The organism is Bradyrhizobium sp. LMTR 3, assembly GCF_001693485.1.
In the GTDB taxonomy this organism is placed as follows: Bacteria; Pseudomonadota; Alphaproteobacteria; order Rhizobiales; family Xanthobacteraceae; genus Bradyrhizobium.
Genome location: NZ_MAXC01000001.1, coordinates 92,392 through 106,002, shown reverse-complemented (window position 1 = coordinate 106,002; position 13,611 = coordinate 92,392). Strand labels below are relative to the sequence as shown.

15 protein-coding genes and 1 pseudogene are annotated in these 13,611 nt (G+C 62.9%); 8 read left to right on the top strand and 8 right to left on the bottom strand.

What is annotated here, in order from left to right; translation table 11 throughout:
- Positions 1–12: 12 nt before the first annotated feature.
- Entirely contained in the window at positions 13–237 is a 225-nt protein-coding gene (locus LMTR3_RS37220; protein ID WP_141686407.1) for a hypothetical protein, read from the bottom strand.
- A gap of 128 nt (positions 238–365) precedes the next feature.
- Positions 366–3,071, bottom strand: coding sequence for a sensor domain-containing protein (locus LMTR3_RS00515; protein ID WP_065743156.1), 2,706 nt, complete (start codon positions 3,069–3,071; stop codon positions 366–368).
- 180 nt (positions 3,072–3,251) lie between these two features.
- Between LMTR3_RS00515 and LMTR3_RS00510 the strand changes: the two are divergent.
- Positions 3,252–4,433: pseudogene (locus LMTR3_RS00510) on the top strand (NAD(P)/FAD-dependent oxidoreductase); the annotation flags it as partial.
- A gap of 85 nt (positions 4,434–4,518) precedes the next feature.
- On the opposite strand, the gene LMTR3_RS35995 reads toward LMTR3_RS00510, so the two are convergent.
- The gene (locus tag LMTR3_RS35995) at positions 4,519–4,704 is read right to left on the bottom strand and encodes a YdcH family protein (RefSeq protein ID WP_057858669.1); all 186 of its coding nucleotides are present in this window, start codon (positions 4,702–4,704) and stop codon (positions 4,519–4,521) included.
- A 241-nt stretch (positions 4,705–4,945) separates the two neighbouring features.
- Here LMTR3_RS35995 and LMTR3_RS00505 point away from each other — a divergent pair, with 241 nt between their 5' ends.
- From LMTR3_RS00505 to LMTR3_RS00495, 3 genes are all read left to right on the top strand, one after another.
- The gene (locus tag LMTR3_RS00505; RefSeq protein ID WP_028350152.1) at positions 4,946–5,152 is read left to right on the top strand and encodes a YdcH family protein; all 207 of its coding nucleotides are present in this window, start codon (positions 4,946–4,948) and stop codon (positions 5,150–5,152) included.
- Positions 5,153–5,357: 205 nt separating this feature from the next.
- Positions 5,358–5,564: a hypothetical protein gene (locus tag LMTR3_RS00500; RefSeq protein ID WP_065743155.1), complete on the top strand. Its 207-nt coding sequence runs from the start codon at positions 5,358–5,360 to the stop codon at positions 5,562–5,564.
- 28 nt (positions 5,565–5,592) lie between these two features.
- Positions 5,593–5,844 (top strand): hypothetical protein, encoded by a 252-nt coding sequence (locus LMTR3_RS00495; RefSeq protein WP_065743154.1) that lies wholly within the window; start codon positions 5,593–5,595, stop codon positions 5,842–5,844.
- Between the two features lie 108 nt (positions 5,845–5,952).
- Here the strand turns inward: LMTR3_RS00495 and LMTR3_RS00490 are convergent, their stop codons facing one another.
- On the bottom strand, positions 5,953–6,639 hold the full coding sequence (locus LMTR3_RS00490) for a GGDEF domain-containing protein (RefSeq protein ID WP_065743153.1): 687 nt from the start codon (positions 6,637–6,639) through the stop codon (positions 5,953–5,955).
- Positions 6,640–6,790: 151 nt separating this feature from the next.
- Here LMTR3_RS00490 and purE point away from each other — a divergent pair, with 151 nt between their 5' ends.
- Positions 6,791–7,279: a 5-(carboxyamino)imidazole ribonucleotide mutase gene (purE, locus tag LMTR3_RS00485; protein ID WP_065743152.1), complete on the top strand. Its 489-nt coding sequence runs from the start codon at positions 6,791–6,793 to the stop codon at positions 7,277–7,279.
- Positions 7,276–8,379, top strand: a complete 1,104-nt coding sequence (locus tag LMTR3_RS00480) for a 5-(carboxyamino)imidazole ribonucleotide synthase (protein WP_065743151.1) — start codon at positions 7,276–7,278, stop codon at positions 8,377–8,379. The genes purE and LMTR3_RS00480 overlap by 4 nt, the downstream gene beginning before the upstream one ends.
- Positions 8,380–8,692: 313 nt before the next feature.
- On the opposite strand, the gene aqpZ is transcribed toward LMTR3_RS00480, so the two are convergent.
- Positions 8,693–9,415 (bottom strand): aquaporin Z, encoded by a 723-nt coding sequence (aqpZ, locus tag LMTR3_RS00475; protein ID WP_028350146.1) that lies wholly within the window; start codon positions 9,413–9,415, stop codon positions 8,693–8,695.
- A gap of 244 nt (positions 9,416–9,659) precedes the next feature.
- Here aqpZ and rpsU point away from each other — a divergent pair, with 244 nt between their 5' ends.
- Entirely contained in the window at positions 9,660–9,962 is a 303-nt protein-coding gene (gene rpsU, locus LMTR3_RS00470) for a 30S ribosomal protein S21 (RefSeq protein WP_028350145.1), read from the top strand.
- Between the two features lie 188 nt (positions 9,963–10,150).
- Entirely contained in the window at positions 10,151–10,822 is a 672-nt protein-coding gene (locus tag LMTR3_RS00465) for a tetratricopeptide repeat protein (protein WP_245319682.1), read from the top strand.
- A gap of 124 nt (positions 10,823–10,946) precedes the next feature.
- Here LMTR3_RS00465 and LMTR3_RS00460 read toward each other — a convergent pair whose 3' ends face one another.
- The 3 genes from LMTR3_RS00460 to LMTR3_RS00450 form a co-directional block, all read right to left on the bottom strand.
- Positions 10,947–11,996, bottom strand: a complete 1,050-nt coding sequence (locus tag LMTR3_RS00460) for a hypothetical protein (protein WP_065743150.1) — start codon at positions 11,994–11,996, stop codon at positions 10,947–10,949.
- A 208-nt stretch (positions 11,997–12,204) separates the two neighbouring features.
- Positions 12,205–12,489 (bottom strand): cupin domain-containing protein, encoded by a 285-nt coding sequence (locus LMTR3_RS00455; RefSeq protein ID WP_057847321.1) that lies wholly within the window; start codon positions 12,487–12,489, stop codon positions 12,205–12,207.
- A 21-nt stretch (positions 12,490–12,510) separates the two neighbouring features.
- Positions 12,511–13,608, bottom strand: coding sequence for a calcium:cation antiporter (locus LMTR3_RS00450; RefSeq protein ID WP_065743327.1), 1,098 nt, complete (start codon positions 13,606–13,608; stop codon positions 12,511–12,513).
- Positions 13,609–13,611: the final 3 nt, after the last annotated feature.

Below are 13,611 nucleotides of genomic sequence, written 5' to 3'. Positions count from 1 at the left end.
GGCATACAGCCATCAGCGGATGTTCGCGTCGAAGCGCGGCGAGTTATCGAAATGCAGGCGCGAACGAGCAAACGTTCGACGTCGCATTGCGACGGGGGCAGACCAGGAAGAGATTTGCGAAAGATTTCTGGTCAGCCCTGCAAACGCATTTGCAGGGCGTTGACGGGGCCACACTGGCGACAGTGTCGGAAAATTGTCGTCACCGCGCAGCCCTCCTTTCTCGATCAGATCGGCCATCAAAATAGTCGGACCTGCAAAGGAAGGCAAGCAAAGGCCTCGTCGAGCTCAAATCCGAAAAGCCCGAACGGTTACGCACTTGATGGCATCATCTGGTCGTGAGAGCAGGATGACGCAGTATGGCGAAATCAGGCGCTGGCGAGCTTGCGCGCAGCCTCGATGGCATTTGCGGCGCTGCGGCCGACCAGCCCGGCGTAGTGCCCGATAGGCTGGGGCTTGCCGAGGAAATAGCCCTGCACCGCGTCGCAGCCCTCGTCGGCGAGGAAGCCGAGTTGTTCCTGGGTCTCCACGCCTTCGGCAACAATCGACATTTCGAGGCCGTGGCCGAGATCGATGACGGCGCGCACGATCGCCGCCGATTGCGGATTGCGCCCGAGATTCATGACGAAAGCGCGGTCGATCTTGATCTTGTCGAACGGGAAGGCCTGCAGATAGCTCAGCGAGGAATAGCCGGAACCGAAATCGTCCATGGAGATACGTACGCCGAGCGCCTTCAGCCGCCGTAGCAGTGCCAGACCGCGGTCAAAATCCTCGATCAGCACGCCTTCGGTGATTTCGAGCTCGAGCCGGTCGGGCGCGAGGCCAGTCTCGAGCAGGATCGAATGCACCAGGCTGACCAAATCGCCGTGCATGAATTGCGCCGGCGACAGGTTGACGGCGATCTGCATCGGCACCGGCCAGGAGGCAGCCTCCCGGCAGGCTTCGCGCAGGATCCAGACGCCCATTTCGACGATCAGGCCGCTTTCTTCGGCAAGTGGAATGAAATCGCCGGGCGACACGAAGCCGCGCACCGGATGTATCCAGCGCGCCAGCGCCTCGAAGCCGATGACCTTGCTGTTAGCGATCGTCGGGCCCGCCGCGGCCTGCGGCTGGTAGTACAGCGACAATTCGCCGTTCCTGATCGCCATCGAGAGATCCTGGTGCAGCACGCGGCGGTCGCGGATCTGCTGGTCCATCTCCGGTTTGAAAATGCTGATCGAGCCACGCGACTTCTGCTTGGCGCGGAACAGCGCCGCGCCGGAATTGGCCAGCAGCGAAGCCGCATCCGGACCATTATGCGGAAATACCGAGATGCCGGTCGTCACCCCGGTCCGCACCGACTTGCCGTCGATCACGAACTCGTCCGACATCGTCTGCGCGAGTTTTTCGGCAAGCGCCTTGCCCGCCTCCGGCTGCTTGCCGTCGATGATCAGGCCGAACTCGTCGCCGGAGAGCCGGGCCACCACACCGCCCCGGGCGCAGGCCTGGATGCGGCCCGCAACCTCGATCAGGAGCTTGTCGCCCGTTGCGTGGCCGAACACGTCGTTGATTTCCTTCAAGCCGTCGAGGTCGACGCACAGCACCGCGAATTCCTCGTCCGTGCCGGCACAGGCCTCGATCATCTGGGCCAGCGCCTGCAGGAAGGCGGCGCGGTTCGGCAGATCCGTCAGGCCGTCATGGTAGGCCATGTGCGCCATCCGCGACTCGGTCTGGCGGCGATCGGTGACGTCCTCATGGGTCTTGATCAGATATTGCGGCTCGCCGGCCTCGTCGAGCACTGTCATGCGGCGGGTCAGGAACAGCCGCAGCCCGTCCTTGGTGGATATCGGGTGCTCTTCGGTGAGCAGGCCACGCTTCTTGATCGCGGCCTCGTCGCGGGCGATGATCAGCTTGGCTTCGCGCGGATTGAAGATGTCGGCGGCGGTCAAGCCTGTGGCATCCTCGCGGCGGCGATTGAGAATGGTCTCGGCACTGCGGTTGGCGAGCAAATACCGCCCATCGCTGACGCGCTCCACGATCAGCGACACCGGGATATTGTCGACCACCAGCTCGAGGAACTTCTTGGTGTTTTCGAGTTCGCGCGACAGTGACCGCCGGTCGGTGACGTCGTCGAACAGCGTAATCAGGAATTCCGGCTTGTTGTTCTCGTTGCGCGCCATTACGCGGTTTGCGGAGAGAACGCGCTTGTCGTCGCCCCGTTCGACGACGTATTCACTGCGGTGATAACCTTCCGGCGCCGTCAGCGCCGCCCGGTCCGCTATCTCGATGCTCTTAGCGGTTTCGGGTGTGAATATCTCGTCGGCGCGCCTGCCGATGACGTGATCGCGGGAGAAGCGCGAGAATCGCTCGAACGCACGGTTGACGAAAATATAGCGACCGTCCTCGATGTTCTTGGCGGCGACGCAGACCGGAACGTTGTCGAGCACCGATTCCAGAAATTTGGTGGTCGATGCCAGCTTGCGCGACAACTGGCGCTGCTCGGTGCAATCCTCATGCGTTCCGATCGTCCCGCCATTGGGCAGGCTGAAGATCTTCGACAACACCGATCGGCCGTCAGGTAGTTCGGTGACGACACCTTCCGGGCGGCGGGCCAGCTTGCCGAACTCTTCGACGGTGAGATTGAGCAGTCCCCGCTCGCGCCGCAGTTCGAGCAGTTCGCGGCCGGTCATGCTGCTCGAAATCTCGGTGCGGCTGAGCCCGTACATTTCGAGAAAACGGTCGTTGCAGAAGACCACGCGGTTTTGCGCGTTGGTCATCATCACGCCCTGGTTGAGATTGTTGAGCGCCGAACTGATGAACGCGCTGCGCTGCAATTGCGCGCGCTTTGCCCCGCGCAGCGCCGATAAAATCCAGATGCCGATCGCTGCCGGGAAGGAGGCGACGACGATCCCGCCGATCAGGAACTCCCAGACCATAGTGGGATCTAATTCGCCGATATGGCTCGCCGGGGCAAAGCCGCTGGAGGATGCGGCCCCCCACGCCAGCCCGCACGGCGCAGCAATGGCGAGCAGACAGACGAGGGCCTGCGCCGGAATCGAATTCTTCCGTCCTGCCTGCCAGTTGCCGTCAGCCATTACCCACCCGAGGTTTGCGGGCGGAGTGTCTGGCTTGACGGGTTTGGATCGGGTAAACGACTACCCCTACAATTCTAAAATATGACCCAAATTACGGCAATTGGCCCGACATGATTAATGCTTCGTTAATGGGACTGCGTTTACTGCGTATTTCGAGGCAAACCAACGGGTTGTTCGACAGCTCCACCGAACGCAACGATGATTGCCGAGCGTGGCAAGCGCCGATTCCTGCGCCAGATTTCCGGGCCTGAAGCTGACATGGACAAGGTCGATTGCGTCGTCATCGGAGCGGGGGTGATCGGGCTCGCGATCGCACGGCGCCTGGCCCAGGCGGGCCGCGAAGTGATCGTGCTCGAGGCCGCCGAGGGCATCGGTACCGTCACCTCCTCGCGCAACAGCGAGGTGATTCATGCCGGCATCTATTACCGCGCCGGCAGCCTGATGGCGCAGATGTGCGTCAGCGGCAAGCGCGCGCTCTACCGATACTGCGGCGACCACGGCATTCCGCATCGCAATTGCGGCAAGCTGATCGTGGCGACGACGCCGAAGGAAACCGAGAAGCTGCAATCGATCCGCGCGCATGCCGAGGCCAATGGCGTCGACGACATGCAATTGCTGACCGGCGAAGCGGCGCGCGAACTGGAGCCGGCGTTGAATTGCGATGCGGCGCTGTTGTCGCCGTCCACCGGCATCATCGACAGCCACGCCTACATGCTGGCGCTGCAGGGCGATGCGGAAGAAGCCGGTGCGGCTTTCGCATTCCACACCCCGCTGCTGCACGCGCGAACCAACGCCGGTCGTATCGAAATCGAAGCCGGCGGCGATGCGCCGATGACCCTTGCGTGCAACCTGCTCGTCAATTCGGCCGGATTAGGCGCGCCCACGGTGGCGCGCAACATCGAGGGTATGCCGATCGAAATGATTCCCTGCGCTTATCTGGCCAAGGGCAATTATTTTAGCTGCAGTGCGCGGGCTCCATTTTCGCGCCTGATCTATCCGGTGCCGGAGCCCGGTGGGCTGGGCGTGCACCTCACCCTCGACATGGCCGGACAGGCCCGGTTCGGCCCCGACGTCGAATGGGTCGAGAGCATCGACTATGCGGTGGACCCCGCCCGCGCCGAGCGATTCTATCCCGCAATCCGGCGCTATTGGCCGACGCTGCCGGACGGCGCGCTGATGCCGAGCTATTCCGGAATCCGGCCGAAAATCGTGCCGCCGGCCGTCGCCACGCAGGATTTTCTCATCCAGGGTCCTGCCGATCACGGCATCGCCGGACTGATCAACCTGTTCGGCATCGAATCGCCCGGACTGACGTCATCGCTCGCGATCGCCGATCACGTGGGCAAGCTGGTGGAGCTGTAACGAAGGCCGAAACATCACCGACAGGCGGACGAGCGCATCGGCGCCCATCCGGCCGTGTGGGGATTTTCGATACTTTGCTAGGTACTTAGTGGAGGGTTTCGTCGGCGGTTTGCTTCAACCGCTCGATCTGATCCTTGACCATCAACTTGCGGCGCTTCAACTCGACAATTTGCAGGTCGTCTGTGGAAAGGTGCACGAGCGCTTCGTGCAATTCATTCTCGAGAATCTTGTGCTTACGTTCAAGCTCAACAAGATGCGCCTGTAGTGCCATACGAAATCTCCTCGGTGGGTGAAACCTCAGGTTCGATCCGGACGCGCGAGTGTACACCAGCCGCCGAATCTGTCGATGGGGTATCCAGAATCGGGGCCTCTCATATTTTCGGATTTATCTGTAACCAATCGTGACTATGGAACCCGATCAGCTTGCGGAGCGGCCTCGCAGGGACGATATTCATCGCCAGCTTCCGAAGAATCCGTTCGCAACCTGATCGCGCTTTCAGCTAACGTACACCATGACCGACGATGATGAGCGCGAGCTTGAAACCGAGCTCGCCAGGCTGCAGCAGGAGCATCGGGATCTCGATGCGGCGATCGACGCGCTGCATCAGTCGCCGGCGCCGGACTTGTTGCGGCTGCAGCGGCTGAAGAAACGCAAGCTGCAGTTGCGCGACCGCATCGCCTTCATCGAAGACCAGATCACGCCTGACATCATCGCCTGATCGTTGCGCTTGCTGCGCTCCGCTGGTTCGCCGCGCAAAAACCGTACGCCTTTCGGCAAGTCCTTTTCCCCGACATCCACACCCACGACGGCTCGATGGGCTTGGCGCCAGCGAAAAAACAGGCCTCCGGCTGGTGGATGCGGCTTGACTTCACCAGAACAAAAAGAGAACATATCCTCCTGCCGCCAGCCTCGGGAGCCCAGCCATGTCCGTTCCACCGCCCCTGTCCGACAACAACCGTTACGAGCAGGCCTGCGATCAGGCAATTGCGATGTGCGACGGCAATCTGCGCTCGACCATCAAGGCGCTGATCATGGCGAACGAGTATCTGGAAATCGAACTGGAGGAGCTGCAGGCCACGATAGCAGCCGGCTGTGTGCCGGCCAAACGTGCGAGTAGCAACGCGGCCTGATCTGGAGCGATCACACTGGAGCGATACAATGGCCGATGTCACCTATTACGTCGCAATGCCATTCCTGCAGGACGATAGCGGCTCGCCGGTGGCGGGCGCCGCGGAAGAATGCCAAAGCCCGACCACCGCGTTGCGGCGCGCCGAAACGATGTCGCGAATGGCCGGCAGCATCGGCGCCGTCGCCTTCAGCCGCAGCGGCGATCCCATGATGGGTGAATTCGGCGACGCGAAACTGCTGCGCAAGTTCGGCAACGTGCCGGACGATCTCAGCGAGCTTTAGCCAGATCGTTGATTGGAATTTGTCGGGTGGGCAAAGCGCAAGCTGCCCACCACATTCTTCAACGCTTGTCCGTTGGTGGGCACGGCGCGAAGCGCGCCTTTGCCCACTCTACGCCTTCGCCTCATGCCGCCGCAGCGCCTTGCGCACATACATGGCGCTGTCGGCCGCTTCCAGCGCGCGGCCGGCTTCGGAGTGGGTATCGAGCACAGAGACGCCCGCGGAGGCGCCCGCGGTAATGGTGCGGCCATCGAACACGAAGCTGAGGCGATCGATCGCCTCCTCCAGCGCGGCCGCCTTGGCCCTAGCGTCGGTCTCGCTGAGATTCCACAACAGCAGCGCGAACTCGTCGCCGCCGAGCCGGCCCACCATGTCGGAAGAGCGCACCTGCGCCAGCAGCGCCGCGGCAATGGCCTTGAGCACCTGGTCGCCCGCGGCATGTCCGAAGGCGTCGTTGATCGGCTTCAGCCGATCGACGTCGAGCACGACCAGGGCACCGCAGGCGCGATAGCGCTTCATATAGGCGATCGCGCGATTGAGCTCGCGCTCGAAACCGCGCCGGTTCGGGATGCCCAACAGGAAGTCGGTATCGGCGGAGGCCTGAAGTTCCTCGATCTGCGCCTGAGTCCGGGCGAGCTGCGCTTTCAGCCGGCGAATCGTCGCCTTGGTCTCGTTGGACGCTGCCGGCGGCCGGGATGCTGGCGGCGGCGATCGCCGTGGTGCGGATTTTCGCCCGGAAGCCGCGTTTTTAGGGCGTTTTCCGGCCCTGGAGGCGGTCGCCCTGGTTTTCTTCTTCATGGCCTTCCCTGTGCAGGCACGCTTATGAAGGCTTGCCGGGATTCACCAAGACAGGATAGTCCATTCCTGATCCCTTGCCACGCCTTGGATGACCCCCGGGCCGACCCTATAATCGGCTTATGCTTCTGGATTCCCAAACAGAATTGACGAGATGACCACACCGATCGCCATCATTATGGGCAGCCAGTCCGACTGGGAGACCATGCGCCATGCCGCCGAGACGTTGGCGGCGCTCGGGATCGACTGCGAAAAGCGCATCGTCTCGGCCCATCGGACCCCGGACCGGCTGTTCGCCTTCGCCAAGGGCGCCAAGGCTCAAGGTTTCAAGGTCATCATTGCCGGCGCCGGTGGTGCGGCGCACCTGCCCGGCATGGCGGCGGCATTGACGGAACTCCCCGTGTTCGGCGTTCCCGTCGAATCCAAGGCACTGTCGGGGGTCGATTCGCTGTACTCGATCGTGCAGATGCCGGCCGGCGTTCCCGTAGGCGCGCTGGCGATCGGCAAGGCCGGCGCCATCAACGCCGCGCTGCTCGCGGCAAGCGTGCTCGCGCTGAATGACCCGGCACTGGCAACGCGGTTGGCCGCCTGGCGCAAGCAGCAGACGGACGCGGTCAAGGAGCGCCCGGAGGGTTCAGCGTGACGGTTTCAGACAAGGTGAAGCTGAAGCCGGGCGACACCATCGGAATTCTCGGCGGCGGACAATTGGGCCGGATGCTGGCCATGGCCGCGGCGCGCCTCGGCCTCAAATGCCAGGTGTTTTCGCCGGACCCGGACTCGCCCGCCTTCGACGTGGTGCTGAACGCAACCTGCGCCGAATATGCCGACGTCGAGGCGCTCGAGTTGTTTGCCAACGATGTCGACGTCATCACCTATGAATTCGAGAACGTGCCGGCCGCCACCGCCATGGTGCTGGCGGCGCGCCGTCCGGTATTGCCGGCGCAGAAAATCCTCGAAACCACGCAGGACCGGCTGATCGAGAAAAATTTCGTCAAGCGGCTCGGCATCGACACCGCCGACTATGCCGACGTGTCGTCGGTGGAAACCCTGCAGAGCGCCATTGCCCGCATCGGCCTTCCCGCCGTGATCAAGACCCGCCGCTTCGGCTATGACGGCAAGGGCCAGGCGATCATTCGTGAGGGCGACGACCCCATCCGCATTTGGGAAGAGCTCGGCACCAAATCCGCGATCCTCGAAGCCTTCGTTCCATTCGAGCACGAGATCTCCGTGATCGCCGCGCGATCGGCGGATGGCCATGTCGAATGCTACGACGTCACCGAAAACGAGCATCGCGATCACATCCTGAAATTCTCGCGCGTGCCGGCCGCGATATCGGATGAACTGGCCGCACAGGCGCGAGCCGTTGCCGAGAAAATCGCCCATGCGCTCGACTATGTCGGCGTGCTCGCGGTCGAGCTGTTCGTCGTTGCCGGAAACGGCGGACCGCACGTGTTGGTCAACGAGATCGCGCCGCGGGTGCATAATTCCGGACACTGGACGCTGGACGGCGCCTCGATTTCCCAGTTCGAGCAGCACATCCGGGCAATTGCCGGCTGGCCGCTCGGCAAGCCGGTTCGTCACGGCCAGGTCACCATGACCAACCTGATCGGCGACGATATCCTCGATTATGAGCAGTGGCTGACGGTTCCCGGCGCCACGGTTCATCTCTACGGCAAGGGCACACCGCGGCCGGGCCGCAAGATGGGCCATGTCACTGAGGTTATCCCGGCAAGCAAGAAATAACGCTCGCCGTATTTGCGGCGAGCCATAACCCAATGTGAGGTGAGCACGCTCATCAGGCTCCCTCCCCCCTTGCGGGGGAGGGTTGGGGAGAGGGGTAGCCGCGCACTCGAACGAAGAGATCAGGCCAACCTGCATCAAACCATTGCAAGCTGCGCGCACATGAGAACCTCGTGCCGCGCTTCGTCTTGCAGCAGAGCAAGCGGCACCCCTCTCCCTAACCCTCCCCCGCAAGGGGGGGGAGGGAACCCTTCCGCCATGCGTCCCTGACGAATGACCAGGAGCAAGCCGTACCGCCATTGAGCGAGACCGCAGATCAGGCGGTCTTCAAGCCTTCCACGACGCCGGCCGGCTCCTCGCTAAGCCAGCGATAGATCGCGCCGCCGAGCGCACCGCCGATCAAGGGCGCCACCCAGAACAGCCAGAGCTGCGCCAGCGCCCAGCCGCCGACGAACAGCGCGGGCCCGGTGCTGCGCGCGGGATTCACCGACGTGTTGGTGACGGGGATACTCACGAGATGGATCATCACCAGCGCCAATCCGATGGCGAGCGGCGCAAAGCCGGCAGGCGCCTTGCCGTGGGTGGCGCCCATGATGATGAACAGGAACATCATGGTCATCACCACTTCGGTGATGAAGCAGGCCACCATGCCGTACTGACCAGGGGAATGCGCGTCATAGCCGTTGGAGGCAAAGCCCTTGGCCAGATCGAAGCCGGGCGCGCCGCTTGCGATCACATAGAGCAACGCCGCGGCAGCGACGGCACCGATCACCTGCGCGATCACGTAAGGAACGATCTGCTGCGCCGGAAACCGTCCGCCGGCCGCGAGGCCGATCGTGACGGCGGGATTGAGATGACAGCCGGAGATGTGGCCGATCGCATAGGCCATGGTCACGACGCTCAGGCCGAATGCCAGGGACACACCGACCAGGCCTATACCGACCTCCGGAAAACCGGCGGCGATGACCGCGCTGCCGCATCCCGCAAAAGTGAGCCAAAACGTGCCGATCGCTTCAGCGGTATATTTTTTGGTATTCATACTCGCCTCCCGCATGTTTTTGCGCTGCTGGATGTTAGGGAGGGCCCGTGAAGGGCTCGTTATTTGAGGAAACGGGCTCGTATCAGCCGATTTTCGCAGCTTTCCGGGGCCGGAAACCGCCTTCTCAGGTGGACATCTGCGGTTTTGTCTGCTACATGCCCGCGCTCAGGGTTGAGGACCAGGCCTTTCGCCGGCCCTTCGCTTTACCAGAATTCCTATCCGATCAATTGAAAGAGGATGCCGCGTGCAGGTTCTCGTCCGCGATAACAATGTCGATCAAGCCCTCAAGGCGCTGAAGAAAAAGATGCAGCGAGAGGGTATCTTCCGCGAGATGAAGCTCCGCGGCCATTACGAAAAGCCGTCCGAGAAGAAGGCCCGTGAAAAGGCCGAAGCCGTGCGCCGCGCACGCAAGCTGGCCCGCAAGAAGCTGCAGCGTGAAGGCTTGCTGCCGATGAAGCCCAAGCCGGTGTTCGGCGCCGGTCCCGGTGGCGACCGTGGTGGCGCTGGCGGCCGTGGCCCGGGCGCAGGTCCGCGCGGACCGCGCTAAGCAGTTCGCTGGATTTGAATGAAAAACGCGGGCCTTGGGTCCGCGTTTTGTTTTTCGCGATCTTGTTCCTCAGAATTCGGACGCGCCGGAAAATCGGCGCTCTCGCTGCTCGATCACCCACATCGCCGTCGACGCCGTTGCGGCCATTTTGACCGATGCATTTTGCGAGCCATCGGGTTACCTATGCCATGTTCGACGCGCGAGTATTCCGCCGCATGGCCGTTACTGACTGCAATACACTTCCCTGCGCTTCGCGCTTCACGGCCGCATCCATCGTGCTGCTCGCGATCGTTCTCACCCTGCCCCTCGGCGGCTGTTCGTTCGACCTGGGATCGTGGGGATCGGATAGGGAAAAGCCGCAGGCCGTCGAACGGCAACCGACCGGCACGATCAGCGGACAAAGCGTCGGCGATGCCCAGGGCCACGCAACGCGCGGCCAGACGCTCGCCAAATCCGGCAAGGCCGAGGAAGCGCTCGCGGAATTCGACCGCGCGCTCGCACTCGATCCCTACAACGTGCAGGCGCTGTACGGCCGCGGCCTGATCCATCAGGCCGACAAGCAGCATGAGCAGGCGATTGCCGATTTCACCGCGGCCAATGGCCTGACGCCGCAACGGGTCGATCCGCTGCTGGCGCGGGCGACCAGCTACCTCGCCATCGACAAGGCAAAGGAAGCCGCTTCCGATCTCGACGAGGCGGTGCAGGCCGATCCCAACAGCGCGCAAGCCTGGTCGGCGCGCGGCATCACCTATGAGCGCCTGGGCGACAAGGCCAAGGCGTTCACATCCTACAGCCGTGCGCTGGCGCTCCGGCCCAAGGACGACGCCGCCCGAAGCGGGCTCGCCCGCACCGGCGGCTAGAGCATGATCCGGAAAAGTGTGAAGCGGTTTTCCGAAAAGATCATGCTCAACAAAAAGATGAGATCATGATGCGATTCTACGAAATCGCATCATGATCTGGACGCTTTCTGTCGAAGACCGCAGACTATTTCGGCAGCACCGCGTGGAAGATCGACTTGGCGGTCGACAGCGCGTCCTCGGCAGCCGCCGTGGCGCGTTCGCGGACGGAAGGCTCCGCAACTTCGGCACGCAGATCGAGCGGGCGCGAGACCGGAATTTCGGCGGGCGGGACTGGGCGGTTCGGGTCGGTGGCCTCAGCAAAAGGCGGCCGTGCCTGCGGCGAAGCCTGACCATGGGGTTCGCCAGCGGGTGAGCCCGAGACCATGACCGGCGGCGGCAGCGGACGAAGCGCGGGCGCATTCACGGCAGCAGGCGCATTTGCGACCCTGGGTGCTTCGGGCGCGCGGGCCGTCTCGGGGGAGCGCGGAGACGTCTCGCCGTTGGCGCGCAGGCGTTCGATCGCGGCGCGCGCCAGATCGTTGGCATCGCGCCGTTCATCCGGAGTAACCGCAGTCTCGACCGGGGCGGCCGGCGCAGCCGCCGCAACCGGAGTGGCCTGGGACGCAACAGGCTGCACGGGCGACGGCAGGACGACCCTGATCTTTTCCTTTTCGCGCGGCAGCGCTGCATGACGGCGCTGGTCGGCCGGATTGCTGGCAGCGTCGGCCGGGTTCTCGGCTGATTTTACGTCGGACTTAGGATCGGGAGACCTGGAATCGGAAGACTTGGAATCGGAGGATTTGGAATCGGAGGATTTGGCATCGGCTTTTGCGTCAGCCTTCGCTTCGGACTTTTCTTCGGCTTTCGCTTGGGCCTTGTCAGCCGCCGCCCGTTCGGCAGCGGTCTTCTCCATGATGGCCTTCTCGGAGATACCCCTCGCCTTGACGTCTGCGGCCGGAAGGTTGCTCACGCCGGCCGTGGTCTCGGAAGTCTTGGTATCGGACGTCTTGGTATCGGACGTCTTGGCACCGGATTTGGCTTCAGGCTTGCCGGGATTGGCGGCCGACGCCGCCGCCGCGGGAGCGTCCGCGCTGGGCTTGGTCACGATGTAGTGGTTGACGATGTACGCCCCGATGACCGTCGCGGCCACCGAAGGGAAGATGTCCACCGCAAATTTCTTCAGGTAATTCAGCATTCCGGCCACTCCCCGCGGCCCTCCAATTGCCGGAACTTTGAGGCACATTGAGGGATCAACTGCGACAGATCGGTGGCAATTCAGCAGTTCCCGTGCAGGCCCAGCGAAACGGGCTAGAGTCGATCAAAACGGCCTGCTTCTCCAGGCCACAGCGCAGCACGGGTAGTCCCTGCCCGGCGAAGCAAACCTGAAAACCGAGGTGGAGCGGTCAGGGCTTCAGCTCGACCTCCAGAAACACAATCTCGCTTGCGGTCTCGTTCAGCACGTCGTGCTGGACCCCGGCCTTCCGGAAATAGGATTTGCCGGAGGCGAGCTGCGCCTTGGTGCGTTCGCCGTTCGGCGCGACGATGGTCATCTCGCCCGAGGTCACCGGCACGATCACGTAATCCATTTCATGGGTGTGGTGGCCGGTGGCGCTGCCCGGCGCCAGCCGCCACTCGGTAACGCGGACTTCTGATGTGTCGACCTGAACATCGGATTTGGCGGCAAGCATGTCAGCTTCACTCCTGTGGGACTACGGCACGAATACCATGAACAGGAACACGGCGAACACCAGCATGTGCACGAGCCCGAACAGGATGTTGGTGCGGCCGGTGCCGAAGGTGAGCATGCTGATGACGAAGGTCAGCACCAACAGCACCATTTCGCGGGCATCGAGGCCGAGCACCAGGTGCTTGTCGAGCGTATAGGCAACCACGGCAACCGCCGGCACCGTCAGCCCGATCGTGGCGAGCGAAGAGCCGAGCGCGAGATTGATACTTTTCTGCAGGTCGTTCCTGCGCGCGGCGCCGACAGCCGCGACGCTCTCCGGCAGCAGAATCAAGAGCGCCACCACGACGCCCGCAAACGCCAGCGGCGCACCAATCATCGCGGTCACGGCATCGACGACCGCCGAAAATTTCTTGGCCAGCAGCACCACCGCCAACAGCGATACAAGCAAGAGCGCGAAGCTGAGCGCCAGCATCCGGTTGGACAGTCGGGATTCGTCAGCCGCCTTTCCTTCCGCCTCGTTGATGAAGTAATCACGATGCCGGATGGTCTGGGTATAGAGAAACACGGCGTACAGGATCAGGGTAACGATGCTGACGAAGCCGAGCTGGGCCGCCGAGTAGATCGGCCCCGCCGCCGTCAGCGTGTAGTTCGGCATGATCAGCGTGATGGTCGCCAGCACGAACAGCACGCTAAGATAAAGGTTCGAGCCCGAGACCTGAAAATCCTGCTCGCGATAGCGCAAGCCGCCAATGAAGATGCAGAGGCCGACAAGGCCGTTGCACACGATCATCACCACCGCAAACACGGTGTCGCGCGCCAGCGCCGGCTGCTGCTTTTCACCGAGCATGATGGTGGCGATCAGCGCGACTTCGATGATGGTGATCGCAAGCGTCAATAGCAGCGTGCCGTAGGGCTCGCCGATTCGCTCGGCGATCACCTCGGCATGATGCACGGCGGCGAACACGGTGCCGAACAGGATTGCGAGCAGCACCACCGCAAACACGAACCCGCCGGCCGATGGTGTAAAGTCGATATCGAGGCCGGTAGCCACGGCAAAGAGCAGCACCGCCAGCACGGGGAATATCCAGGCCGATCGCGGCATCGGTCCATATGCGCTCATGCG

Coding starts and splice junctions, on each gene's coding strand:
- LMTR3_RS37220 (WP_141686407.1), bottom strand. CDS start 237: ATGGCCGATCTGATCGAGAAAGGAGGGCTGCGCGGTGACGACAATTTT.
- LMTR3_RS00515 (WP_065743156.1), bottom strand. CDS start 3,071: ATGGCTGACGGCAACTGGCAGGCAGGACGGAAGAATTCGATTCCGGCG.
- LMTR3_RS35995 (WP_057858669.1), bottom strand. CDS start 4,704: ATGGCACTACAGGCGCATCTTGTTGAGCTTGAACGTAAGCACAAGATT.
- LMTR3_RS00505 (WP_028350152.1), top strand. CDS start 4,946: ATGACCGACGATGATGAGCGCGAGCTTGAAACCGAGCTCGCCAGGCTG.
- LMTR3_RS00500 (WP_065743155.1), top strand. CDS start 5,358: ATGTCCGTTCCACCGCCCCTGTCCGACAACAACCGTTACGAGCAGGCC.
- LMTR3_RS00495 (WP_065743154.1), top strand. CDS start 5,593: ATGGCCGATGTCACCTATTACGTCGCAATGCCATTCCTGCAGGACGAT.
- LMTR3_RS00490 (WP_065743153.1), bottom strand. CDS start 6,639: ATGAAGAAGAAAACCAGGGCGACCGCCTCCAGGGCCGGAAAACGCCCT.
- purE (WP_065743152.1), top strand. CDS start 6,791: ATGACCACACCGATCGCCATCATTATGGGCAGCCAGTCCGACTGGGAG.
- aqpZ (WP_028350146.1), bottom strand. CDS start 9,415: ATGAATACCAAAAAATATACCGCTGAAGCGATCGGCACGTTTTGGCTC.
- LMTR3_RS00465 (WP_245319682.1), top strand. CDS start 10,151: ATGTTCGACGCGCGAGTATTCCGCCGCATGGCCGTTACTGACTGCAAT.
- LMTR3_RS00460 (WP_065743150.1), bottom strand. CDS start 11,996: ATGCTGAATTACCTGAAGAAATTTGCGGTGGACATCTTCCCTTCGGTG.
- LMTR3_RS00455 (WP_057847321.1), bottom strand. CDS start 12,489: ATGCTTGCCGCCAAATCCGATGTTCAGGTCGACACATCAGAAGTCCGC.
- LMTR3_RS00450 (WP_065743327.1), bottom strand. CDS start 13,608: ATGAGCGCATATGGACCGATGCCGCGATCGGCCTGGATATTCCCCGTG.